Source organism: Pseudomonas sp. Sample_20, assembly GCF_004307585.1.
Lineage (GTDB): Bacteria > Pseudomonadota > Gammaproteobacteria > Pseudomonadales > Pseudomonadaceae > Aquipseudomonas > Aquipseudomonas atacamensis.
Genome location: NZ_RCOA01000060.1, coordinates 91,345 through 112,196 on the forward strand (window position 1 = coordinate 91,345; position 20,852 = coordinate 112,196).

19 protein-coding genes are annotated in these 20,852 nt (G+C 60.2%); 11 read left to right on the top strand and 8 right to left on the bottom strand.

Annotated features, from left to right (window positions below; translation table 11 throughout):
• Positions 1 to 20: 20 nt before the first annotated feature.
• From D8U70_RS13445 to D8U70_RS13455, 3 genes are read left to right on the top strand one after another with little or no spacing between them, the layout of a single operon-like run.
• On the top strand, positions 21 to 1,829 hold the full coding sequence (locus tag D8U70_RS13445) for an ATP-binding protein (protein WP_073471532.1): 1,809 nt from the start codon (positions 21 to 23) through the stop codon (positions 1,827 to 1,829).
• The gene (locus D8U70_RS13450; protein WP_016772163.1) at positions 1,826 to 3,208 is read left to right on the top strand and encodes a sigma-54 dependent transcriptional regulator; all 1,383 of its coding nucleotides are present in this window, start codon (positions 1,826 to 1,828) and stop codon (positions 3,206 to 3,208) included. The genes D8U70_RS13445 and D8U70_RS13450 overlap by 4 nt, the downstream gene beginning before the upstream one ends.
• Positions 3,205 to 3,660 (top strand): thioesterase domain-containing protein, encoded by a 456-nt coding sequence (locus D8U70_RS13455; RefSeq protein WP_130929069.1) that lies wholly within the window; start codon positions 3,205 to 3,207, stop codon positions 3,658 to 3,660. The genes D8U70_RS13450 and D8U70_RS13455 overlap by 4 nt, the downstream gene beginning before the upstream one ends.
• Before the next feature lie 203 nt (positions 3,661 to 3,863).
• Here D8U70_RS13455 and cysQ read toward each other — a convergent pair whose 3' ends face one another.
• Both cysQ and nudE read right to left on the bottom strand, forming a co-directional pair.
• The gene (gene cysQ / locus D8U70_RS13460; RefSeq protein WP_130929070.1) at positions 3,864 to 4,691 is read right to left on the bottom strand and encodes a 3'(2'),5'-bisphosphate nucleotidase CysQ; all 828 of its coding nucleotides are present in this window, start codon (positions 4,689 to 4,691) and stop codon (positions 3,864 to 3,866) included.
• Between the two features lie 7 nt (positions 4,692 to 4,698).
• Complete coding sequence (gene nudE / locus D8U70_RS13465) at positions 4,699 to 5,268, bottom strand: ADP compounds hydrolase NudE (RefSeq protein WP_016772166.1); 570 nt, start codon at positions 5,266 to 5,268, stop codon at positions 4,699 to 4,701.
• Positions 5,269 to 5,356: 88 nt separating this feature from the next.
• Here nudE and yrfG point away from each other — a divergent pair, with 88 nt between their 5' ends.
• Positions 5,357 to 6,019, top strand: a complete 663-nt coding sequence (gene yrfG, locus D8U70_RS13470; RefSeq protein ID WP_130929071.1) for a GMP/IMP nucleotidase — start codon at positions 5,357 to 5,359, stop codon at positions 6,017 to 6,019.
• 94 nt (positions 6,020 to 6,113) lie between these two features.
• On the opposite strand, the gene lysM is transcribed toward yrfG, so the two are convergent.
• Positions 6,114 to 6,563, bottom strand: coding sequence for a peptidoglycan-binding protein LysM (gene lysM, locus D8U70_RS13475; RefSeq protein WP_016772168.1), 450 nt, complete (start codon positions 6,561 to 6,563; stop codon positions 6,114 to 6,116).
• 138 nt (positions 6,564 to 6,701) lie between these two features.
• Between lysM and D8U70_RS13480 the strand changes: the two genes are divergently transcribed.
• From D8U70_RS13480 to D8U70_RS13495, 4 genes are all read left to right on the top strand, one after another.
• Complete coding sequence (locus D8U70_RS13480) at positions 6,702 to 7,589, top strand: LysR family transcriptional regulator (protein ID WP_024011190.1); 888 nt, start codon at positions 6,702 to 6,704, stop codon at positions 7,587 to 7,589.
• 92 nt (positions 7,590 to 7,681) lie between these two features.
• Positions 7,682 to 8,521 carry a formate dehydrogenase accessory sulfurtransferase FdhD gene (fdhD, locus tag D8U70_RS13485; RefSeq protein WP_073471528.1) on the top strand — a complete coding sequence of 280 codons (840 nt, stop codon included), beginning with the start codon at positions 7,682 to 7,684 and terminating at the stop codon, positions 8,519 to 8,521.
• Positions 8,518 to 10,866, top strand: coding sequence for an FdhF/YdeP family oxidoreductase (locus D8U70_RS13490; RefSeq protein ID WP_130929072.1), 2,349 nt, complete (start codon positions 8,518 to 8,520; stop codon positions 10,864 to 10,866). The genes fdhD and D8U70_RS13490 overlap by 4 nt, the downstream gene beginning before the upstream one ends.
• 331 nt (positions 10,867 to 11,197) lie before the next feature.
• Positions 11,198 to 11,683 carry a glycine zipper domain-containing protein gene (locus D8U70_RS13495; protein ID WP_039756448.1) on the top strand — a complete coding sequence of 162 codons (486 nt, stop codon included), beginning with the start codon at positions 11,198 to 11,200 and terminating at the stop codon, positions 11,681 to 11,683.
• A 55-nt stretch (positions 11,684 to 11,738) separates the two neighbouring features.
• Here D8U70_RS13495 and D8U70_RS13500 read toward each other — a convergent pair whose 3' ends face one another.
• From D8U70_RS13500 to D8U70_RS13510, 3 genes are all read right to left on the bottom strand, one after another.
• Complete coding sequence (locus tag D8U70_RS13500) at positions 11,739 to 12,158, bottom strand: thioesterase family protein (RefSeq protein WP_130929073.1); 420 nt, start codon at positions 12,156 to 12,158, stop codon at positions 11,739 to 11,741.
• A 102-nt stretch (positions 12,159 to 12,260) separates the two neighbouring features.
• Complete coding sequence (locus D8U70_RS13505) at positions 12,261 to 13,487, bottom strand: 3-hydroxyacyl-CoA dehydrogenase (RefSeq protein ID WP_130929074.1); 1,227 nt, start codon at positions 13,485 to 13,487, stop codon at positions 12,261 to 12,263.
• 124 nt (positions 13,488 to 13,611) lie between these two features.
• Positions 13,612 to 15,546 carry an ATP-dependent DNA helicase RecQ gene (locus D8U70_RS13510; protein WP_130929075.1) on the bottom strand — a complete coding sequence of 645 codons (1,935 nt, stop codon included), beginning with the start codon at positions 15,544 to 15,546 and terminating at the stop codon, positions 13,612 to 13,614.
• 273 nt (positions 15,547 to 15,819) lie between these two features.
• On the opposite strand from D8U70_RS13510, the gene D8U70_RS13515 reads away from it, so the two are divergent.
• The 3 genes from D8U70_RS13515 (at position 15,820) to D8U70_RS13525 (ending at position 18,006) form a co-directional block, all read left to right on the top strand.
• Positions 15,820 to 16,962, top strand: a complete 1,143-nt coding sequence (locus D8U70_RS13515; protein ID WP_130929076.1) for a hypothetical protein — start codon at positions 15,820 to 15,822, stop codon at positions 16,960 to 16,962.
• Between the two features lie 325 nt (positions 16,963 to 17,287).
• Positions 17,288 to 17,734 (top strand): hypothetical protein, encoded by a 447-nt coding sequence (locus D8U70_RS13520; RefSeq protein ID WP_071174073.1) that lies wholly within the window; start codon positions 17,288 to 17,290, stop codon positions 17,732 to 17,734.
• Positions 17,734 to 18,006 carry a type II toxin-antitoxin system mRNA interferase toxin, RelE/StbE family gene (locus D8U70_RS13525; protein ID WP_073471523.1) on the top strand — a complete coding sequence of 91 codons (273 nt, stop codon included), beginning with the start codon at positions 17,734 to 17,736 and terminating at the stop codon, positions 18,004 to 18,006. Before D8U70_RS13520 ends, D8U70_RS13525 begins: the two co-directional genes overlap by 1 nt.
• 177 nt (positions 18,007 to 18,183) lie before the next feature.
• Here the strand turns inward: D8U70_RS13525 and D8U70_RS13530 are convergent, their stop codons facing one another.
• Together D8U70_RS13530 and hslO are read right to left on the bottom strand one after the other, a co-directional pair.
• Entirely contained in the window at positions 18,184 to 19,725 is a 1,542-nt protein-coding gene (locus D8U70_RS13530) for a phosphoenolpyruvate carboxykinase (RefSeq protein WP_016772179.1), read from the bottom strand.
• A 181-nt stretch (positions 19,726 to 19,906) separates the two neighbouring features.
• The gene (hslO, locus tag D8U70_RS13535; RefSeq protein WP_073471522.1) at positions 19,907 to 20,809 is read right to left on the bottom strand and encodes an Hsp33 family molecular chaperone HslO; all 903 of its coding nucleotides are present in this window, start codon (positions 20,807 to 20,809) and stop codon (positions 19,907 to 19,909) included.
• Positions 20,810 to 20,852 lie beyond the last annotated feature (43 nt).

Below are 20,852 nucleotides of genomic sequence, written 5' to 3' on the forward strand. Positions count from 1 at the left end.
CCTACAGGCGTATCCGGCACATGAAACCACCGCTCCCCCGCAGACCTCGCTGGCGCAGCCTCGCACTGTTGGCCCTGTGCCTGGCGCCGCTACTGTGGCCGCTGGAACATCTTGCCGAGCGCTATTACCGCAGCGAACTCGCCGGGCAGAATCGCCAGACCCTCGATCTGTACGTGGCCAACCTGCTCGGCACCCTGCATCGCTATGAAGTGTTGCCGCAGATTCTCGGCGACCTGCCGGCCCTGCGCGCGGTGCTCGGTGCGCCGGACGACGGCGTGACCCAAGGCAACGCCAATCGCTTGCTGAAAAACATCGCCGCGCAGACCGGCGCTGAAGTGATGTACCTGATGGACACATCCGGCCAGACGCTGGCGGCGTCGAACTGGGACAAACGCGACAGCTTCGTCGGCCGCAACTTCGCCTTCCGCCCATATTTCAGCGAAGCCATGGCCGGGCGCCTCGGACGCTTCTTCGGCCTCGGCACCACTTCCGCCAAACGCGGCTACTTCTTCGCCGCTGCTGTGCGCAACGGCGAGAAAATCATCGGCGTGCTGGTGATCAAGGTCGACCTCGACCATACCGAAAGCCTGTGGGGCAAAACCCCGGAACAATTGCTGGTGACCGACCATAACGGCGTGGTCATCCTGACGTCGCGCCCGGAATGGCGTTTCCGCTCCACCCGTGCATTGAGCGATGCCGAGCGCGCCGCGATCACCGCGATCCAGCCCTACCCGACCCGTGAACCGCGGCCGCTGAACCTGAGCGCCGACGCCTGGCTGACCCAGACCCACGACATCGCCGAAACCGGCTGGAGCGTCAGCATTCTCGCGCCGCGCACGCTGATCGATCGTCCGGTGCGCACGGTGGTCGCGATCGGCGGCGCCACGCTGTTGGTGGTGATGCTGCTGGTGGGTTTGATGATGCAACGTCGCCGGCATTATCTGGAGCGCATCGCCTTCGAGGCCAAGGCGCGCCGCGAACTGGAAGGCCGGGTGGCTGAACGTACCAGCGATCTGGAAGGCCTCAACCGGCGTTTGAAACAGGAAGTGCTCGAGCGTGAGCATGCGCAGCAGGAGCTGGTACGCGCCCAGGACGATCTGGTCCAGGCCGGCAAACTGTCGGCGCTGGGGACAATGTCGGCAAGCATCAGTCACGAACTCAATCAGCCGCTGGCGGCGATTCGCAGCTATGCGGAAAACGCCGAAGTGCTGCTCGATCATCAGCGCACCGAGGATGCGCGCGGCAACCTCAAGCTGATCAGCGAACTGACCGGGCGCATGGCCTCGATCATCGCCCACCTGCGCGCCTTCGCCCGCCGTGATCGCCACGCACCGGAAAGCGTTGCCCTGCAACCGGCGCTGGACGATGCGCTGGCATTGCTGGCCAAACGTCGGCGCAGCATGGAAGTCGAACTGATCCGCGACTTGCCCGCAGCCACGCTGTGGGTCGAGGCCGGCGAAACCCGCTTGCGTCAGGTGCTGGGCAATCTGCTGGCCAACGCCCTCGATGCGCTCACCGAAAAAGGTCCGCCGCGTAAGTTGTGGCTGAGTGCCGAAGCCACCGCCGACGGCGTCAATCTGTACATTCGCGACAACGGCCCCGGGTTCTGCATGGAGGCCCTTGGCCGCGCCAGCGAGCCCTTTTACACCACCAAGACCCGCACACAGGGTCTGGGTCTGGGACTGGCCATTTGTGAAACGCTGATGCGCGCATTTGGTGGCGAGCTGTCGTTCGCCAACCACAAGCAAGGCGGCGCCCTGATCACCCTGCGCCTGCGCGCCGGCGCGCCCGGAGTCAGCCTGCAACCTTCCGAGGATAGAAGTGCATGACCATCGACAATCGCATCCAGGTAGTGTTGATCGACGACGATCCGCACTTGCGCCAGGCCCTCGGCCAGACCCTGGACCTGGCCGGCCTGAAAATCCTGCCGCTGTCCGAAGCCAAGGGCCTGGCCGCGCAACTGGAGCGTGACTGGCCGGGGGTGGTGGTCAGCGACATCCGCATGCCGGGCATGGACGGCCTCGAACTGTTGAGCGAGTTGCATGCACAGGATCCGGAGTTGCCGGTGCTGCTGATCACCGGCCATGGCGACGTACCGCTGGCGGTGCAGGCGATGCGCGCCGGCGCTTACGATTTTCTGGAAAAACCCTTTGCCAGCGATGCGCTGCTCGACAGCGTCCGTCGCGCCCTCGCGCTACGGCGGCTGGTGCTGGACAACCGCAGCCTGCGTCTGGCCTTGAGCGACCGCAACGAATTGAGCGCGCGACTGGTCGGCCATTCGACGCCGATGCTGCGTCTGCGTGAGCAGATCGGTGCGCTGGCGGCGACCAAGGCTGACGTGCTGATCCTCGGCGAAACCGGTGCCGGCAAAGAGGTGGTGGCCCGCGCGCTGCACGATTTGTCGAGCCGTCGCAACGGCCCGTTCGTGGCGATCAACGCCGGCGCGCTGGCGGAATCGGTGGTGGAAAGCGAACTGTTCGGTCACGAACCCGGCGCTTTCACCGGCGCGCAGAAACGCCGCATCGGCAAATTCGAATTCGCCAACGGCGGCACGCTGTTCCTCGACGAAATCGAAAGCATGAGCATGGACGTGCAAGTGAAACTGCTGCGCATGCTGCAGGAGCGCGTCGTCGAGCGTCTGGGCGGCAATCAGTTGATCCCGCTGGACATCCGCGTCATCGCCGCGACCAAGGAAGATCTGCGCCAAGCGGCGGATCAGGGTCGCTTCCGCGCCGACTTGTATTACCGCCTCAATGTCGCGCCGCTGCGCATCCCGCCACTGCGCGAAAGGGGCGAAGACGCACTGGTGCTGTTCCAGCATTACGCCGATGAAGCCAGCGCCCGTCACGGCTTGCCCCCCCACGAGCTGCAACCGGCACACCGCGCCCTGCTGCTTCGCCACACCTGGCCGGGCAATGTACGTGAACTGCAAAATGCCGCCGAACGCTTCGCCCTCGGGCTTGAACTGGCACTGGACAACAGCGCGGATGGCAGCGGTGGCACGCCGGTAGAAGTGGTCAGCGGCGGCCTCAGCGAGCAAGTGGAAAACTTCGAGAAATCGTTGATAGCCGCTGAACTGGCGCGCTCGCACAGCTCGGTGCGCAGCCTCGCCGAAGCCTTGGGTATTCCGCGCAAGACCCTGCATGACAAGCTGCGCAAACATGGTCTGAATTTCGGCGACAGCAGCCACGGGGAAGACAACGAATGAGCAGCGAAAGCGACTATCTGCAAACGGTTCTGCATCACGACATTCCACTGACCGCCGAGATGGGCCTCAAAGTGCTCGAGTGGCGTGAGCAGCAACTGAGCCTGCACCTGCCGCTCGCGCCCAACGTCAATCACAAGAGCACCATGTTTGGCGGCAGCCTTTACTGCGGCGCGGTGCTGGCCGGTTGGGGCTGGTTGCATCTACGTTTGCAGGAAGAAGGGATTACCGAAGGACACATTGTCATTCAGGAAGGGCAGATCAGTTATCCGCTGCCGGTGACCGGGGACGCCGTGGCGATCTGCCCGGCGCCGGATGCGGCAGTCTGGAAACGGTTCGTAGCGATGTATCGGCGATATGGACGGGCGCGGCTGACGCTGGATACGCGGATACTGAATGCCGGAAGTGAGGATGAGGCGGTGAGATTTACCGGGCAGTACGTTTTGCACCGTTGAAGATCAACAGCCCCTCACCCTAGCCCTCTCCCGAGGGAGAGGGAACCGATACGGGGATGCTACAGATTTACGTCGACCTGAACCTGCTTCGCCGAATCCACAATCGACTCGATTCTCCAGGTCGATGCATAGCGCCAGACAACTCGGTCGGCTCCCTCTCCTGGGGGAGAGGGCTGGGGTGAGGGGAATTGCGGATCAGGCAGTTAGCCTCGGGCCAACTCCAACAACCGTCCGCGCCACGCAGCCTTCGCCGGCAGCGCCAGAAAGAACTCATTCAACAGCGATTCCCGCGCAGGGTAACTGAACGCTTCACCCTTCAAATCCAGCACCTCGCCCCCCGCCCCTTCCAGCACGCCCTGCGCCGCCGCCGTGTCCCACTGCGAAGTCGGCGCCAGTCGCGGATAGCAATCGGCAGCACCTTCGGCCAGCAGGCAAAACTTCAAGGAGCTGCCGATATTGGCCAGTTGCAGCTCACCAAGACTGGCGCTCAACCCGGCCAGCAAACGCTCTTGCTCGGGACTTGAGTGGCGACGGCTGGCCACCACGGTAAACGCCTCGCCCGGCGCAGGCACATCGCGCACCTGTATCGCCACTGGCGTTGCGTCCTTGTCACCACGCCAGGCACCGAATCCGGCGCCACCGACGTAAAAGCGTCCGTTGGTCGGCATCGTCACCACGCCAAACACCACCCGGCCATTTTCGATCAGCGCGATGTTCACTGTGAATTCTTCGCTACCGCTGATGAACTCCTTGGTACCGTCCAGCGGATCCACCAGCCACCAGCGCTGCCAACCGGCGCGCACGCTCTGCGGGATATCGGCGTCCTCTTCCGAGAGCACCGGAATGCTCGGATCCAGCGCCGTCAGCCCGGCAACGATAAGGTGATGCGCAGCCAGGTCGGCGGCCGTCACCGGCGAATCATCGGACTTGGCGGTGACTTCGACGCCGGCACGCCAGAACGGCAGAATCGCCTCGCCAGCCTGTAAAGCCAGCGCAACCACAGGTGCCATCAGCGGATGGGGAAAATTCATCGACGTCTCACTCATAGCTGAATACCCCGCGCTGGCTCAGCAGGTCACGGGTCAGATACAGCGCCGCCAAGGCGCGGCCCTCGGAAAATTGCGGATTCTGCGCCAGCGCCGACAGTTCGCGAAGGTTGACCTTGTCGACCCGCATCGGCTCCGGCTCATCACCCTCCAGCCGCTCTTCATACAGGTCGGTGGCCAGCACCACTTGGATTTTCTGGCTCATGTAACCGGGCGACAGCGACAGCTCGGTCAGATGCTCCAGTTGACGCGCGCCATAACCGGCCTCTTCCTTGAGTTCCCGCTCGGCCGCCGCCAGCACATCTTCGCCCGGCTCGATCAGGCCTTTGGGCAGAGACAGTTCGTATTCGTCGGTGCCGCCGCAGTATTCCTCGATCAACACTGCGTGTTCGGCATCAAGCATCGCGACGATCATCACCGCGCCGTAGCCCGCACCCTTGCCGACCAGACGCTCGTAAGTGCGCTCCACGCCATTGGAAAATCGCAGCTTGAGTTCTTCGACGCGAAACAGGCGACTGGTGGCGACGATCTCGCGGGCAAGTACGGTGGGTTTCTGGCGCATGCAAAGCTCCTTGGCGTGAACGCGCTACTATAACGCGGCTTTCCCGATTGTTTGCGTCGGATATCTTTTCACCGTTCGAGACGTTGCCATGCCTTCTTTACCGTGGTCCGACATCGATACCGTCCTGCTCGACATGGACGGCACGCTGCTGGATCTGCACTTCGACAATCATTTCTGGCTCGAGCACCTGCCTCAGCGCTACGCCGAAGTGCACGGCATCAGCCGGGCAATGGCCGAGCTGGAGTTGCAGCCGCTGTTCGAGCGCCACGCCGGCCAGTTGCAGTGGTACTGCCTGGATTTCTGGAGCGCGGAACTGAAATTGTCGGTGCGTGAACTGAAACAGGAAACCGCCCACTTGATCGCCCTGCGCGCCGATGCCGATACCTTTCTCGATGCAATCAAACGCGCAGGAAAACGGGTGATCATGATCACCAATGCGCACCGCGATTCGCTGTCGTTGAAACTGGAACGGATCGAACTCGCGCCTTACTTCGAGCGGCTGATCAGCTCGCATGACTATGGTTATCCCAAGGAGAACCCGCAGTTCTGGGATGCCTTGCAGGCGGACATCGGTTTTGATCCGGCGCGCAGCCTGTTTATCGACGACACCTTGCCGATCCTGCGCAGTGCACGGGATTTTGGCGTGGCGCACTTGCTGGCGGTGAAAGAACCGGACAGCCGCAAAGGGCCGAAGGACACGGCGGAGTTTGCCGCAGTCGAGGACTACCGCGATTTGATTGCAGGGCTTTGACGTCGCGTTGCTGCCATCGCGAGCAGGCTCGCTCCCACACTGAAATGCGTTTCAAATGTGGGAGCGAGCCTGCTCGCGAAAGCGCTTTCGAGTGTTATTCAGGAATACGCAGTACTTGTCCCGGGTAGATCTTGTCTGGATGTTTGAGCTGAGGTTTGTTGGCCTCGAAAATCTTGTTGTACTGGTTGGCGTCGCCATACACGCGCTTGGAAATCGCACTCAGCGTGTCGCCCTTCTCGACCGTGACAAATTTTGCGGCGGCGGCAACGCCACCCGTCACGGTGATCTGATCGTCCACGCCACTCACGCCGGCGACGTTACCCAGGGCCAAGAGAATCTTCTCTTTCTCTTCCTGACTCGCCGCTTCACCCGTGGCGATGACCTTCTCGCCTTCAACCTTGACCTGGATCTTCGACGTATCGATACCGGTCAGCGCTTCCTGCACGTGCTTGGTCAGCGCTGCGCTGTTGGCCTCGGCCTTGTCCGGCGTCAGTGCATCGAGAATCTTTTCACCGGCTTCTTTCAAAAAACTGAACAGGCTCATCGCATTCACTCCATGTAATAAAGGGTCAGTCGTCCAAGCCTAGACCACCCCAGCCAAACCCGGTTCCGGTCCGACCAATGACGCTGCCGCGCCGCAGGCGGTAGAATCGCCACACCCCGCCAACCGCCCGGAGCGAAGATGGACATCAAGCAACTGAAATTCCTCATCGCCCTCGACGAAACCCGCCATTTCGGCCAGGCCGCCGCGCGCTGCCACATCACCCAGCCGACCCTGTCGATGCGCTTGCGCAGCCTCGAAGAAGAACTCGACCTGCCATTGGTCAATCGCGGCCAGCGCTTCGAAGGCTTCACCGCACCGGGCGAACGCGTGCTGGCGTGGGCGCGTACGGTGCTGGCAGCTTACGACGGCTTGCAGGCGGAAGCGGCGGCCTGTCGCGGCAACCTGATCGGTACGCTGCGCCTGGGGGTGGTGCCGCTGTCGAGCTTCGATCCCTTGCCGCTGATGCAACGACTGCACGCGGCGCACCCGGACTTGCGCTTCGAGCTGTCGTCGCTGAGCTCCGAGCAAGTGCTCGAACACCTGGCGAACAACCGCATCGACATTGGCGTGTCGTATCTGGAGCGTCTGGACAGCGAGCGCTTCGATTCGCTGGCCTTCAACGAGACGCGCATGGGCCTGCTCTATGACGAGCGCTCGTTCAACTTCGGCGAAGAACCCCTGAGCTGGGAGTCGCTGATCGAACTGCCGCTGTGCATGCTCACCAGCGGCATGCATTTTCGCCAGTCCATCGACCACAACTTCCACAGCCGTGGCCTGACCCCGCAACCGCTGTTGCAAACCGACGCCGTGCATCAACTGCTGCAAGCAGTACACGGCGGTTTTTGCTGCGCGATCATGCCGCTTGATGGCGGCGCGGAAACCCTTGCTGATCACCTGCGTCTGCAACCGATCGAAAATGCCCACACCCTCGCGCCACTGGGGCTGATCATGCGCCGTGGCGCGCCGCGTTCAGCGCTGGCAGAAGCCTGTTTCGCGCTTTATCAGAAATCGTCAAAAGACGCTTGATCGACGGCATCTATCGGTAGATCGGTAATAGCGATTAGACGCGACAACTTGCCGCGCCTAGTCTTGACCTAGATCAAACCGTCGGTGATGCCATGAACGCCAAGCGCCCAGCCTGCGCGGCGCCAGCAATTGAAACGCCCGCGCCTGCCGCCAGCCAGACCTACAGCTACAGCGATCTACCCTTTGAGGCATCGGCCAGCACCGCGCTGGCCGAGGAAGTCGCGTTGGCGATCGCCTACAACGGCATCAGCCAGGCAGTGATGCTGGTTACACCGACCGACCTCGAAGATTTCATCGTCGGTTTCAGCCTCGGCAGCGGCATCATCGAAGACGCCAGCGATATCTACGATCTGCAACTGACAGGCGCAGGCTCGGCGCAATACGCGCAAGTGACCATCGCCAATCGCGCATTCTGGAACCTCAAACAGCAGCGTCGGCAGTTGGCCGGCACCAGCGGCTGCGGACTGTGCGGCGTCGAAGCCGTCGAACAGGCGCTGCCTGAGCTCAAAGTGTTGGCGGGCGCAGCCTTGCCACCGATCGAATGGCTCGACGGTTTGCGCCAGCGCATCGGCGCGTTCCAGCCGCTCGGCCAGCACTGCGGCGCGGTGCATGCTGCGGTGTTCATGAATGCCAGCGGCGAATTGCTGCTCGGTCGTGAAGACATCGGCCGCCATAACGCGCTCGATAAGCTTATCGGCGGGTTGATCCGCCAGAAGATTTCCACCGAAGGCGGCTTGGCGATTGTCACCAGCCGTTGCAGCCTCGAATTGATCCAGAAAGTCTTGCGTGCCGGCATCCAGACCCTGGTCAGCCTGTCGGCGCCTACCGGCCTTGCCGTGCAATGGGCCCGGCGCCACAACCTCAATCTCATCCACCTGCCGCAGAAAAGTGCGCCGCGGGTGTACAGCCCCGCGATGGAGAATCAAGCGTGAGCCAACATCATCAAGCCGACCAGAAACCTGTCCCGCGCTACAAGCCTTACAAAGGTGCCGCTGGCGGCTGGGGCGCCCTGATCAGTGTGGCCCAGGCGTGGCTGACCAGCGACAACGCCCTGAAAAACCTGCGCATGATGCTCAAGACCAACCAGAATGGCGGCTTCGACTGCCCGGGTTGCGCCTGGGGTGATTCGCCGGAGAGCGGCATGGTCAAGTTCTGCGAGAACGGTGCCAAAGCGGTGAACTGGGAAGCGACCAAGCGTCGCGTCGATGCGAAGTTTTTCGCCAAGCACAGCGTCACTTCTCTGCTGGAGCAGAGCGATTACTGGCTGGAATATCAGGGCCGCCTGACCGAGCCGATGGTCTACGACGCCGAGTCCGATCGCTACAAGCCGATCAGTTGGGAAGATGCCTTCGCTCTGATCGGCAAGCACCTGCGCAATCTGCCGAGCCCGGATCAGGCCGAGTTCTACACCTCGGGACGCGCCAGCAACGAAGCGGCGTATCTGTATCAGCTGTTCGTGCGGGCTTACGGCTCCAACAATTTTCCTGACTGCTCGAACATGTGCCACGAGGCCAGCGGCGTGGCGTTGGCGCAGAGTGTCGGGGTCGGCAAAGGCACGGTGACCTTCGACGACTTCGAACACGCCGACGCGATTTTCGTCTGGGGCCAGAACCCCGGTACCAACCATCCGCGCATGCTCGAACCGTTGCGTGAAGCGGTGAAACGCGGCGCCCAAGTGGTATGCATCAACCCGCTGAAAGAGCGCGGTCTGGAGCGCTTCCAGCATCCCCAGCACCCGATCGAAATGCTCACCAACGGCGACAAGCCGACCAACACCGCGTACTTCCGCCCGGCCCTCGGCGGCGACATGGCAGTGCTGCGCGGCATGGCCAAGTTCCTTCTGCAATGGGAACGTGATGCGCAGAAGGCAGGCGAGCCGGCGGTGTTCGACCATGATTTCCTCAATGCCCACAGCGCCAATGTGCTGGAGTACCTCGCCACTGTCGACGACACCTCGTGGGAACAGATCGTCGAGCAGTCCGGCCTGACGCTGGTCGAGATCGAGCAAGCCGCGCGCATGTACGCCAAAGGCAAGAACGTGATCATGTGCTGGGCCATGGGCATCACCCAGCACCGTCATTCGGTGCCGACCATTCAGGAAATCGCCAACCTGATGCTGCTGCGCGGCAATATCGGCAAACCTGGCGCCGGTCTGTGCCCGGTGCGTGGTCACAGCAACGTGCAGGGCGACCGCACCATGGGCATCAACGAGCGTCCACCGGTGGCGTTCCTCGACTCGCTGGAGCGTCGCTTCCAGTTCAAGGTGCCACGCCACAATGGCCACAACGTGGTCGAGGCGATTCATGCGATGGCCGAAGGTCGCGCCAAGGTATTCATCGGCTTGGGCGGCAACTTTGCCCAGGCCACGCCGGACAGCTCGCGCACCTTCGAAGCGCTGAGCAACTGTGACCTGACCGTGCAGATCAGCACCAAACTCAACCGCAGCCACCTCGCTCACGGCAAAGACGCGCTGATCCTGCCGTGCCTGGGCCGTACCGACATCGATATCCAGACCGAAGGCCCGCAAGCGGTCACCGTGGAAGACTCGTTCAGCATGGTCCACGCGTCCAACGGCCAGTTGCAGCCGCTGTCGAACCAGATGCGCTCGGAACCGTCGATCATTGCCGGCATCGCTACCGCGACGCTGGGCAGCCAACCGGTCGACTGGAACTGGCTGGTGGCCGATTACGGGCGCATTCGCGAACTGATCGCCGACACCATCCCGAGTTTCAAAGACTTCAACGACAAGATCAAAAACCCGGGCGGCTTCTATCTGGGCAACTCGGCTGGCGTTCGCAAGTGGAACACGCCGTCGGGCCGTGCCAATTTCCGCGCCAACCAGTTGCCGAAAGATCTGGTTCACGAACGCACCCGCGCCACCGGGCAGGTGCCGGATCTGATCCTGCAATCAATGCGCTCCCACGATCAGTACAACACGACGATCTATGGTCTCGACGACCGTTATCGCGGCGTGAAGGGCCAGCGTGACGTGCTGTTTGCCAACGAGGCCGACATCATTCGCCTGGGCTTCCGTCCAGGGCAGAAGGCCGACATCGTGTCGATCTGGGACGATGGTCGCGAGCGTCGGGTGAAAGGTTTTACATTGTTGGCGTTCGATATTCCTGCGGGGCAGGCGGCGGCGTACTATCCGGAGGTCAATCCGCTGGTGCCGCTGGAAAGTACGGGTGATGGCAGCCACACGCCGACGTCCAAGTTCATTGCGATCCGGCTGGAAGCGGCGAGTGAGACGGGGTTGATCATGGCCAAGTCGGCTTGACCCGGCGCTTGGAATGACCTCTTCGCGAGCAGGCTCGCTCCCACACTTGGAATGCATTTCAAATGTGGGAGCGAGCCTGCTCGCGAAAGCCATCGACCTGTCAACAGATATGCCGTGGCAAAGATTTTCGACCGCCCACAAAAAAGGCCGTTTTTGCATGAAAACGGCCTGTCCGAAGTAGCTAAAGACCGGCGAAAATCGGTTAAGTTCCGGTGAAAAAACAGTAACTTGCAATATTGTATACAAGTCGTGTTATTCGTCGGATTTTGATTGTCACGCCCATTGCAGAGCTTCAGGATCGGCGCCGTCATCCCTTTGAGGCTCATCCTCTATGAAGTTCTCCTCGATTCTCTTGTTGTCCCTTGGCCTGGTCAGTGGCTTCGCTTCTGCCGGAGGCACCACCGAAGCAGGTGTGGGCGGCGCATTGGGCGGGGTTCTTGGCTCGGTCGTCGGTCAATCGTTAGGCGGCAATACAGGTTCCACTATCGGCGCAGCCCTGGGCGGCGCGGGTGGTAGTGCGGTCGGCGCCGACAAGCGCAGCCGTGGCGAAGCAGCCATTGGTGGTGCACTGGGTGCAGCCGGCGGTAACGTGGTTGGCCGCAGTCTCGGCGGCACCACCGGCAGCCTGATCGGCTCCGCCGCTGGTGGCGGTGCAGGTGGCGCGCTGGGTAACTACATGGGCAACAAGAGTGACGACGATGATCGTCGCTATGACCGTCGCCATGATGACCGTCGCTACTACCGCGACCGTGGTCATCCAGGTCGCGGCCATGCCTATGGCCACCGCAAGCATCACAAGTACTATCGCCACCACTAAGGCGAAGGCTTGAACAAAAAATCGCAGCTTTTTAGCTGCGATTTTTTTTGCGCGTCTAGACCACCAGCCGCTCCAGCGCTCCACGCAAACCTGCCGGAATCGGCACCGGCTGATTGCTCGACCGATCGACAAACACATGCACGAACCGCCCCGCCGCACACGCCTCGCTTTCGCCGACCTTGAACACAGCCAGTTCGTATTGCACCGAACTGTTGCCCAGCTTGCCGACACGCAGTCCGATCTCGATCAGATCGGGGAAAGCGATCGAGGCAAAGTAATCGCAGGCGGAACTGACCACGAATCCCACCACTTCGCCGTCATGAATATCCAGGCCACCGACCTGAATCAGATAAGTGTTCACCGCCGTGTCGAAGAAGCTGTAGTAGGTAACGTTGTTGACGTGACCGTAGGCGTCGTTGTCGTGCCAGCGTGTGGTAATGGGCTGGAAGTGGGGGTAGTCGGAGCGTTGATTCATGCAGGGTTCTCGCATTCTCTTCATTTAATTTGATCGTGTTGATGAACACTTTACCTGTGGGAGCGAGCCTGCTCGCGAAGGCGTCAGCACAACCGACCGGTGTCAACGATCAGCAAACCCCTTCCCCTGCGCCGCCAGTTCGCCAATCAACCGCGCCGGCTTCCACTGATCGCCCTGCCGCGTCTCCAGCGCCAGCAAGCGCTGATGGATATCCGCTAGCCCCTGCTGATCCGCCCACGCCATCGGCCCACCCTTATCCGCTGGAAAACCATAGCCGTTCAAGTACACCAGATCGATGTCGTGGGCCGAGCCGGCAATGCCTTCCTGCAGAATTTTCGCGCCTTCGTTGACCAGCGCCAGCAAACAGCGCTCAAGGATTTCTTCAGGACCGATGTCGCGACGCTGGAAACCCAGTTTTTCGCTGACTCGCAGCACCAGCGCGTCCACTTCGGGATCATGCTCGGCCTGGCGACTGCCCGGCTCATAGTGATAGTAGCCGTTGCCGGACTTCTGCCCGAACCGGCCCATCTCACACAGGCGGTTATCCACCTGAACCTCGGGCGCATCCTGCCCCTTGCCAGCTAACTGCCGAGCACGCCATTCCAGATCGATGCCGACCACGTCGTACATGCGAAACGGCCCCATTGCGAAGCCGAAACCTTGCAGCGCGGCATCCACCTGCTGTGGATATGCACCTTCGAGGAGCATCTTGCGCGCTTCGAGTACATACGGATGCAGCATGCGGTTGCCGATAAAACCGTGGCAGTTGCCGGACAACACGCTGACCTTGCCCATGCGCTTGCCGAGTGCCAGCGCGGCCTCCAGCACCGCTGGCGAGGTCTGCGCACCGCGCACGATTTCCAGCAGCTTCATGATGTGCGCGGGGCTGAAGAAATGCAGACCCAGTACCTGTGCCGGGCGCCGGGTCGCAGCCGCGATGGCGTCGATGTCCAGCGCCGAGGTGTTGCTCGCCAGCAGCGCCTCAGGCTTGAGCAGGCCATCAAGCTCGCGAAAGATCTTCTGCTTCAGTTCAAGGTTCTCGTACACCGCTTCGATCACCAGATCGACGTTGCGGATCGCCGCGTAATCCGCCGCTGCAGATACGCGAGCCATTCGCGCATCCGCCTCGGCCTGATCAATGCGGCCCTGGTGCACGTTGTGTGCATAAGTTTGCGCGACCGTCGTCAGCGCCTGCTCAAGCATCTGCGGATTGTTATCCACCCATTGCACGTTCACGCCGGCACTGGCCAGGCACATGACGATGCCACGGCCCATGGTGCCCGCGCCGATCACGGCAGCCTGCTGAATCTCGAAGCTTGTCTGGCTCATGTTGTTCTCTTGTGAGTGGCCCGAAGACAGATTCCAACCTTAGTCAGGCAACGGCGGTTTTTGAAGTTTATTAGCGTGATGATCGACATTCAGCGGATGGATGCAGCGCCCACAGACTCTCTGCTTAATCGAGCAAGTGACTGTCCGCCCACTCGCGGACCTTTGCGTAGGGATACTCTTCCAACGCAGCAAAACCCGGAATCGCCCGCGCCTTGAGTTTGGTGAACAACGGCACGCTGATTCCGCACAGGAACCGTGTGAGGCGTTCGGCCGTCGGAAGGCTGCCTGTGTGCTGCTCATGCCTGTGGATAAATTCACCACACAATTGCGCGAAGTTTTTATCCACAAGTGCTGGCAACGGCGGCGGCTCCGGCAACCGCGCGATCTGGCCGTGACATACCGAACAATGCCCGCAATGTTCAGGGGCATTGTGGTCACCGAAATACTCGGCCAGGCGATAACCCAGGCAGCGTTCGGTGGCGAACACCTCAAGCATGGCGTGAATCCGCGCCACTTCAGTCTGTTCGTGGCGGGTGAAATACTCGTGCAGCTCCGCACTCAGGGCATCGCTGGCGAAATCACTGTGCAGCAGGCTGTAGACCTCGGTCATTTGCTTGCTTTCAAGCTCGACCCAGCCCTTCTCCTGAAAATAATCCAACGCTGTCACCACGCGATTGCGCTCGGCAGAATACTGCGAGTACATCGCCTCGAAATCCACCGTGGCCCAGGTGCGCGCTCGCGCGGACGTTCTGATGATCGCCGCAACGAAATCCCTGCGCTCGCCTTCGAAGCGCTGGAGCAATGCTTCAGGCTCAAGCAGATATTTGAAGCGGTATTCAGCGTAATAAGCGTAGCGCGGCGCGATCAGGCCTCGCAGTTCCAGCTGCACCAGCAGAGTCTTCAACGGCAACGAGCGAATGTTGCTCTGATCCGCCAATGGCCCAAGCAGAAACTCCCATTGCCCTTCCGGGACCGAGGCTTTGAGTTCATCGAGCACATAACGAATGCCATCACGCTCGGGCGTATCGCCGTAGACGAAGTTCTCCAGCACATTGAGGCTGTCGCGATTCGCTAGTACCAGGCAGTCGGAGGGCTGTCCGTCGCGTCCGGCGCGGCCGATTTCCTGGCTGTAGTTTTCGATGGATTTGGGCAGATCGAAATGCACGACGTTACGGATGTCGCTCTTGTCGATGCCCATGCCGAAGGCAATGGTGGCGACAATGCAATTGGACTGCCCGGCCATGAAGCGACGTTGAATGTCTTCACGCTGATCGTGGGGCAAACCTGCGTGGTATGCCTCGGCCTGAATTCCGTTGCGTTGAAGATGCTCGGCGATGTGCTCGGCGGTCTTCTGCAACGTCACGTAGACAATGCTCGGTTGCCCGGGACGCTCGCTCATCCATTCGACCAGACGCCGGCGCTTGTCCTGACCGCGTACAGGCTCGACCAGCAGGTTGAGGTTGGGCCGATAGAAACCGGTGGTCACTACATCGTCAGGAGATATGGCGAATTTGGCCTGCATGTCGGCGATGACTTTTGGTGTCGCCGTGGCGGTGAGCAGCAAGGCCTGCGGGATGTTGAACTGACGTTGGTAGTCCGGCAATTTCAGGTAGTCCGGCCGAAAGTTGTGGCCCCATTCGGAAATGCAGTGCGCCTCGTCGACTACCAGCAACGAGATCGGCACCTGCTGCAGAAAATTGCGGAAGCGCTCATTTTTCAGGCGTTCGACGGAGATCATCAGAATCTTCAATTCCCCCGAACGCGCACGGGCCATGACGTCGTTGGCATCCTCGCGGCTCTGCGCCGAATCGATACTGCCTGCGGAGATACCGTGGCGCTTGAGAAACGCCAGTTGATCCTGCATCAACGCCAGCAACGGCGAAACCACCAATGTCAGGTGTGGCAGTAAAAGCGCAGGCAGCTGATAGCAAAGCGATTTGCCGGAGCCGGTGGGAAAGATTGCCGCCGCGGAGCGCCCCGCCAGCACCGCGCTGACAGCGGCCTCCTGACCGGGGCGAAACTGTGGATAACCAAAAACCTGTTCCAGGGTGTGGTGCATTTACTGTCACTCCTTTGACTGCTGCCATGCCCAAAGCCTAGCGGGCGATTGCAGCGAGTCGAGAAAAGGTCGGGGTTGAATCGATACTGAATGATACATGGGAAGCGAAAACCAAGCGTTTAACAATCAAAGCGCCTCGACATACTTTCGAAAAACTCAGCCACATATATATAACAAACTTCACATTACAAACGCAGACACAACAACGCCCTTTATTTTTAACACCGCCTAAAACTAACTTGACTGCTCTTATACATAAGCAAGAGCAACGAAATGACAACTTTAACAATCTTTTTCTGCGGCACCGGCTCCAACAAATTTGATGACAAACATAAAAACTTCTGGGACGGCGAAATCGTTTCTACGCTCGCTGCACACCACAGCGGACGCGAATTTGCCGAGTGGATCGTCGTCGACGGCCCTGGCAGCGGCAATCTGCAAGCCGACGACCTGTTCACCAAGACCTCTGAATACGGCTTGTCCGGCACGCTGTTCGGCAAAGGCTGGGATGAAAACGTGCAGCACGCGTTGAATATCATCAAAGGCAAATGCGATTGGCAGCGTAAACAACTTACCGAGGCAGAATATAACCGTCTGAAAGCGGCAGGTATTCCTATTGAAGATGTAAAAGAGGAAGGTTCCTGGTTCTGGCGCCAGTATAACTATGGCGACCGGAGTATCACGCAACAGAAGTTGCAGGAACAGATCATCAAGACTTTCCGCAAGGACGGCGTTATTCCGACGCGCGTCAATCTGCTCGGCTGGAGCCGTGGCGGTATCAGTTGTCATATGCTTGCCAATGCAATGTCCAGGGACGCTGCCCTCAAACATATTCCGGTGAATATCTTTGCGATTGATCCAGTCCCGGGAACTGGCAACTTCCAGGAAAACCGCGTCAAACTTCAATCCAACGTCAAGGAATACGTCGCCTTCTATGCCCGCGACGAGCGCTCAAAAGGCTTCAGCTGCGTGATCCCGCAAACCGCCACCGGCACCAGGACTTCGATCTATCCAATGGCCGGTCGCCACGCCACCCTTGCTGGCAACGCCACGGCGCTCGGCGGCGAGCCGAGCGGCAGCGGCGACCTCAACGCGCTGGTCGAGCCCGGCCGCATCGTTCGCCATCTGGCGGAAACCTGCCTCAAGCGCTGGGGCGTGCCACTGAGCAAAACGCTCAACCTGAGCGATACCGACCTGCGCCGCCTCACCGGCGCCATCGTCAGCGACGAAGCCCGCTACAAGAAGATGCACAGCCAGTCATACACCTATTTCACCGAACTGGACAAAGGCGAGCGCTATGTCTCGCTGGGCAGCAAAGGCGTGCCGTTTTCAGCAGTCAAAGGCACGATCTACCGCCCTGCAACCGGACTGACCACAAGCCTGCTGGATATTTCCGGTTACCAGCATCTGCGTTGAAAGGCGTTGAAGAATCGGTAGCAACGTCTGGCGCTCTGTTCGTCCCATTCCTACTTCACGCGATGCCTTGTCGGCTATCACGAGGTGGTGGTGCGAACCTATAGTCATGGGTGTCGCTGCTTTGGTCAGCGACACCCACATCACCCACGCTCTGTATCCGCTGACACAGGACGGCTGCGACCTGCTGCAAGTCCGAAAGCCCCGGCCCAGCAACAAACGAAACATCATCGCTGCACACGGCGTATCCAACATCAGGAGTCAAATTTTGCAAACTACTATTGATTGCGTACGATGGGAGCCATTACTCATCGAAGGGCTCGCATCTATGACCAGCACCGAAATCATCGATCACAGCACCCTCCTTCGCTTGGTCGAAAACGGTTCTGTGAGCGGCACAATCATCGTCGCGAAACCAGGAGGCTGGTCGGTCGAGATTCGGCAAGGCAGCCGTAAATGCGCACTGACAGCACAACGCAGTGGTCAGGCGCGCCTGTTCAAGAAGCTGGAGACGCTGGTGACCTATCTGCAGGGCTTGGGCATCAGCCAGTTCAACGTGGATGCCTCCGGTTATGACCCGTTGCAACTGAAAACCTACGCCCGGCCGGATCGCTCTGAAGCATTGAAACAAGCCCATGAAGCGGCCGCTTATGAGGAATGGTTCAAGCGACAGGTGCAGATCAGCATCGATGATCCAAGGCCAAGTATCAGCGATGAAGATGCTCGCCGAATATTCGCCGCCAAGCGTGATGCCCTGCGTCAACGAGGGCGCTGATGAAGTTGGTCTGGCGCCCGGAAGCGCTTGCTGACCGTGACCGGATAATGGATCGAATCGGTCAGGACAACCCAGACGCTGCTGCGGATCTCGATGAAATGTTCGAATCAAAAGGGGAAATAGCAAGACAGCGCCCAACCTTGTACCGAAAGGGCAGGGTCCTCGGAACACGTGAAATCGTTGCGGCCGCCAACTACGTCATCGTCTACGCAATCAAAAAAGACCGGGTGGAAGTGCTGCGTGTCATGCATGCACGGCGGCAATGGCCTTAGCTAGAGGATCATTTTGCAGTAATGTTAAGTGGCATTACTCTGGCCGTATCACGCCAAAAATGAATGAATACTGCTACACGGCAAGTGACGAATCGCCGTTGAGATGAGCTTACCCAAATCTTCGCCCATGAAAAAACCGCCCCAAAGGGCGGTTTTTTATTCACTGCAAACCACTACTTACAACTTCGGCCCAGCCGCCTTGATCGCGTCGCTCACTTCGAACTTCTTGAAGTTCTCGATGAACAGACCGGCCAATGCTTTGGCGGCCTCGTCGTACGCAGCCTTGTCAGCCCAGGTGTTGCGTGGGTTGAGCAGGTTAGTGTCGACGCCCGGGACGGCCAGAGGCACGTCGAGGTTGATGGTGTCGAGGTGTTCGGTGGCTGCACCGATCAGCGCGCCGCTCTGGATCGCTGCGATCACCGCGCGGGTGGTCGGGATGTTGAAGCGTTGGCCGACGCCGTAGCCGCCGCCGGTCCAGCCGGTGTTGACCAGGTAGACCTTGGAGCCGAAACCGCGGATGCGCTTGATCAGCAGTTCGGCGTATTCACCCGCCGGACGCGGGAAGAACGGTGCGCCGAAGCAGGTGGAGAAGGTCGACTTGATGCCGCTGCCCGAACCCATTTCAGTCGAGCCCACCAGTGCGGTGTAGCCGGACAGGAAGTGGTAGGCCGCTTGTTCTTCGTTGAGGATCGACACTGGCGGCAGTACGCCGGTCAGGTCGCAGGTCAGGAAGATCACCGCGTTTGGCTCGCCACCCAGGTTCTTCTCGGAGCGCTTGGCAACGTGCTCCAGCGGGTAGGCGGCGCGGCTGTTCTGGGTCAGGCTGACATCGGCGTAGTCGGCGTGCTTGGCGTCGTCGATAACGACGTTCTCCAGCACCGCACCGTGCTTGATGGCTTTCCAGATGACCGGCTCGTTCTTCTCGGAGAGGTCGATGCACTTGGCATAGCAACCGCCTTCGATATTGAACACCACGCCTTCGCCCCAGCCGTGTTCGTCGTCACCGATCAGGTAACGGCTTTCGTCGGCCGAGAGGGTGGTTTTACCGGTGCCCGACAGACCGAAGAACAGGGTCACGTCGCCGTCTTCGCCGATGTTGGCAGCGCAGTGCATTGGCAGCACGTCAGCGGCCGGCAGCAGGAAGTTCTGCACCGAGAACATGGCTTTCTTCATCTCGCCGGCGTAACGCATGCCGGCGATCAGCACTTTCTTCTGCGCGAAGTTGATGATCACGCAACCATCGGAGTTGGTGCCGTCACGCTCAGGCACGCACTCGAAGTTGGCGACGTTGAGCACTTGCCATTCTTCACGGCCAGCCGGGTTGTACTGGGCCGGGTTGATGAACAGGCAACGACCGAACAGGTTCTGCCAGGCAGTCTGCGTGGTCATTTTCACGGCTAGGTAGTGATCTTCCGCCGCGCCTACATGCACGTGGGAAACGAAGTGCTCTTGCGCGTTGTTGAAGGCCTCGACGCGAGCCCACAGGGCATCGAACTTGTCGGCCGGGAACTTGCGGTTGATCGGGCCCCAGGCGATAGCAGCCTGGGTGGAAGGCTCTTCAACGATGAAACGGTCGACTGGCGAACGGCCGGTGCGGTGACCGGTGCGAACAACCAGAGCGCCGGTATCGGCAAGCTCGCCTTCACCGCGATTCAGGGCTTCTTTTACCAGATCATCAACACTCAGATCGGTGTACACGGCGTTATTGGCTTGCGTCATGAGGTTCCCCGTCGGCCAGTGGCCGAGTGTGCTCCAAACGTTTTGTAGTAGAAAGTCGTGCACTACTACCGCGAAAAAAGTGGGCCGGATTATGCCAGAAAAGCCCAAAAAGAGTAGGGTCCTCCCGTCGTAACGGCGATATTCCGTCATTCCGCAGTGAATTTACCTGCGCTGAACCGTTTTAGTGACGGGTATCTGACGGCGTATCGACGCCCGCGCCAGCGAACAATTGAGCAATATCGGCCGCGTCGAACAGGTACTGCTGATTGCAGAACTGGCAATCGATCTCGACTTTACCGCCCTGCTCGGCGGCCAGCGCCAGCGCATCGTCCAGCCCAAGACTGACCAGCGCATTGCCGGAGCGTTCCCGCGAGCAACTGCAACTGAAGCGCAAATGCTGCACATCGAACAGGCGCACTTGTTCTTCGTGGTACAGGCGATGCAGGACGGTTTCGTTGTCCAGGCTCAGCAGCTCATCGGCGCTCAGAGTGCTGGCCAACGCGGTGAGGTGCTGCCAGCTGGCGGCGCGATCCTCTTCGTCTTTCAAACGATCGGCGGGGAGTTGTTGCAGCAGCATGCCGCGCGCACGACGACCGTCGGCGAACAGCTTGAAGCGGGTGCCAACCTGCTGCGACATGACGAAATAGTTGGTGAAACAGTCCGACAGTGTTTCGCCGTCGAGATCGACAATGCCCTGATAGCGCTGGCCGACAGTCGGGTCGACGGTCAGGGCCAGAACGCCGTTCGGCATCAGATCGCTGAGGGTGGCGTCTGCGGCGATCTGCTCGGCGTTGTAACGCGCCAGGCCACGGATCTCACGCTCGCTGGAGCACTCGATCATCAGCAGCGGAATCGGCCCTTCCGAGCGTGCCTGCAAAATCAGCAAGCCATCGAACTTGAGCGTGCCGACCAGCAACGACGCGGCCGCCATCAGTTCGCCGAGCAACTGCGCGACAGGTTCCGGGTACGGGTGTTTGGCGAGGACTTCGGCGTAGCTGCGCTCCAGCGCTACCAGTTCGCCGCGAGTGTCGCTGTCATCGAAGATGAAGCGTTGAGTGAAATCGGTATCCGCTAGGTCGGTCATAGGTCTGGGTATCTGAATGTGATGACAAAATGATTACAAAACG

Excerpts from the sequence above, each read along its gene's own strand:
- D8U70_RS13445 (WP_073471532.1), top strand. The coding sequence starts at position 21 with ATGAAACCACCGCTCCCCCGCAGACCTCGCTGGCGCAGCCTCGCACTG.
- D8U70_RS13450 (WP_016772163.1), top strand. The coding sequence starts at position 1,826 with ATGACCATCGACAATCGCATCCAGGTAGTGTTGATCGACGACGATCCG.
- D8U70_RS13455 (WP_130929069.1), top strand. The coding sequence starts at position 3,205 with ATGAGCAGCGAAAGCGACTATCTGCAAACGGTTCTGCATCACGACATT.
- cysQ (WP_130929070.1), bottom strand. The coding sequence starts at position 4,691 with ATGAATTTTCCCCATCCGCTGATGGCACCTGTGGTTGCGCTGGCTTTA.
- nudE (WP_016772166.1), bottom strand. The coding sequence starts at position 5,268 with ATGCGCCAGAAACCCACCGTACTTGCCCGCGAGATCGTCGCCACCAGT.
- yrfG (WP_130929071.1), top strand. The coding sequence starts at position 5,357 with ATGCCTTCTTTACCGTGGTCCGACATCGATACCGTCCTGCTCGACATG.
- lysM (WP_016772168.1), bottom strand. The coding sequence starts at position 6,563 with ATGAGCCTGTTCAGTTTTTTGAAAGAAGCCGGTGAAAAGATTCTCGAT.
- D8U70_RS13480 (WP_024011190.1), top strand. The coding sequence starts at position 6,702 with ATGGACATCAAGCAACTGAAATTCCTCATCGCCCTCGACGAAACCCGC.
- fdhD (WP_073471528.1), top strand. The coding sequence starts at position 7,682 with ATGAACGCCAAGCGCCCAGCCTGCGCGGCGCCAGCAATTGAAACGCCC.
- D8U70_RS13495 (WP_039756448.1), top strand. The coding sequence starts at position 11,198 with ATGAAGTTCTCCTCGATTCTCTTGTTGTCCCTTGGCCTGGTCAGTGGC.
- D8U70_RS13500 (WP_130929073.1), bottom strand. The coding sequence starts at position 12,158 with ATGAATCAACGCTCCGACTACCCCCACTTCCAGCCCATTACCACACGC.
- D8U70_RS13505 (WP_130929074.1), bottom strand. The coding sequence starts at position 13,487 with ATGAGCCAGACAAGCTTCGAGATTCAGCAGGCTGCCGTGATCGGCGCG.
- D8U70_RS13510 (WP_130929075.1), bottom strand. The coding sequence starts at position 15,546 with ATGCACCACACCCTGGAACAGGTTTTTGGTTATCCACAGTTTCGCCCC.
- D8U70_RS13515 (WP_130929076.1), top strand. The coding sequence starts at position 15,820 with ATGACAACTTTAACAATCTTTTTCTGCGGCACCGGCTCCAACAAATTT.
- D8U70_RS13520 (WP_071174073.1), top strand. The coding sequence starts at position 17,288 with ATGACCAGCACCGAAATCATCGATCACAGCACCCTCCTTCGCTTGGTC.
- D8U70_RS13525 (WP_073471523.1), top strand. The coding sequence starts at position 17,734 with ATGAAGTTGGTCTGGCGCCCGGAAGCGCTTGCTGACCGTGACCGGATA.
- D8U70_RS13530 (WP_016772179.1), bottom strand. The coding sequence starts at position 19,725 with ATGACGCAAGCCAATAACGCCGTGTACACCGATCTGAGTGTTGATGAT.
- hslO (WP_073471522.1), bottom strand. The coding sequence starts at position 20,809 with ATGACCGACCTAGCGGATACCGATTTCACTCAACGCTTCATCTTCGAT.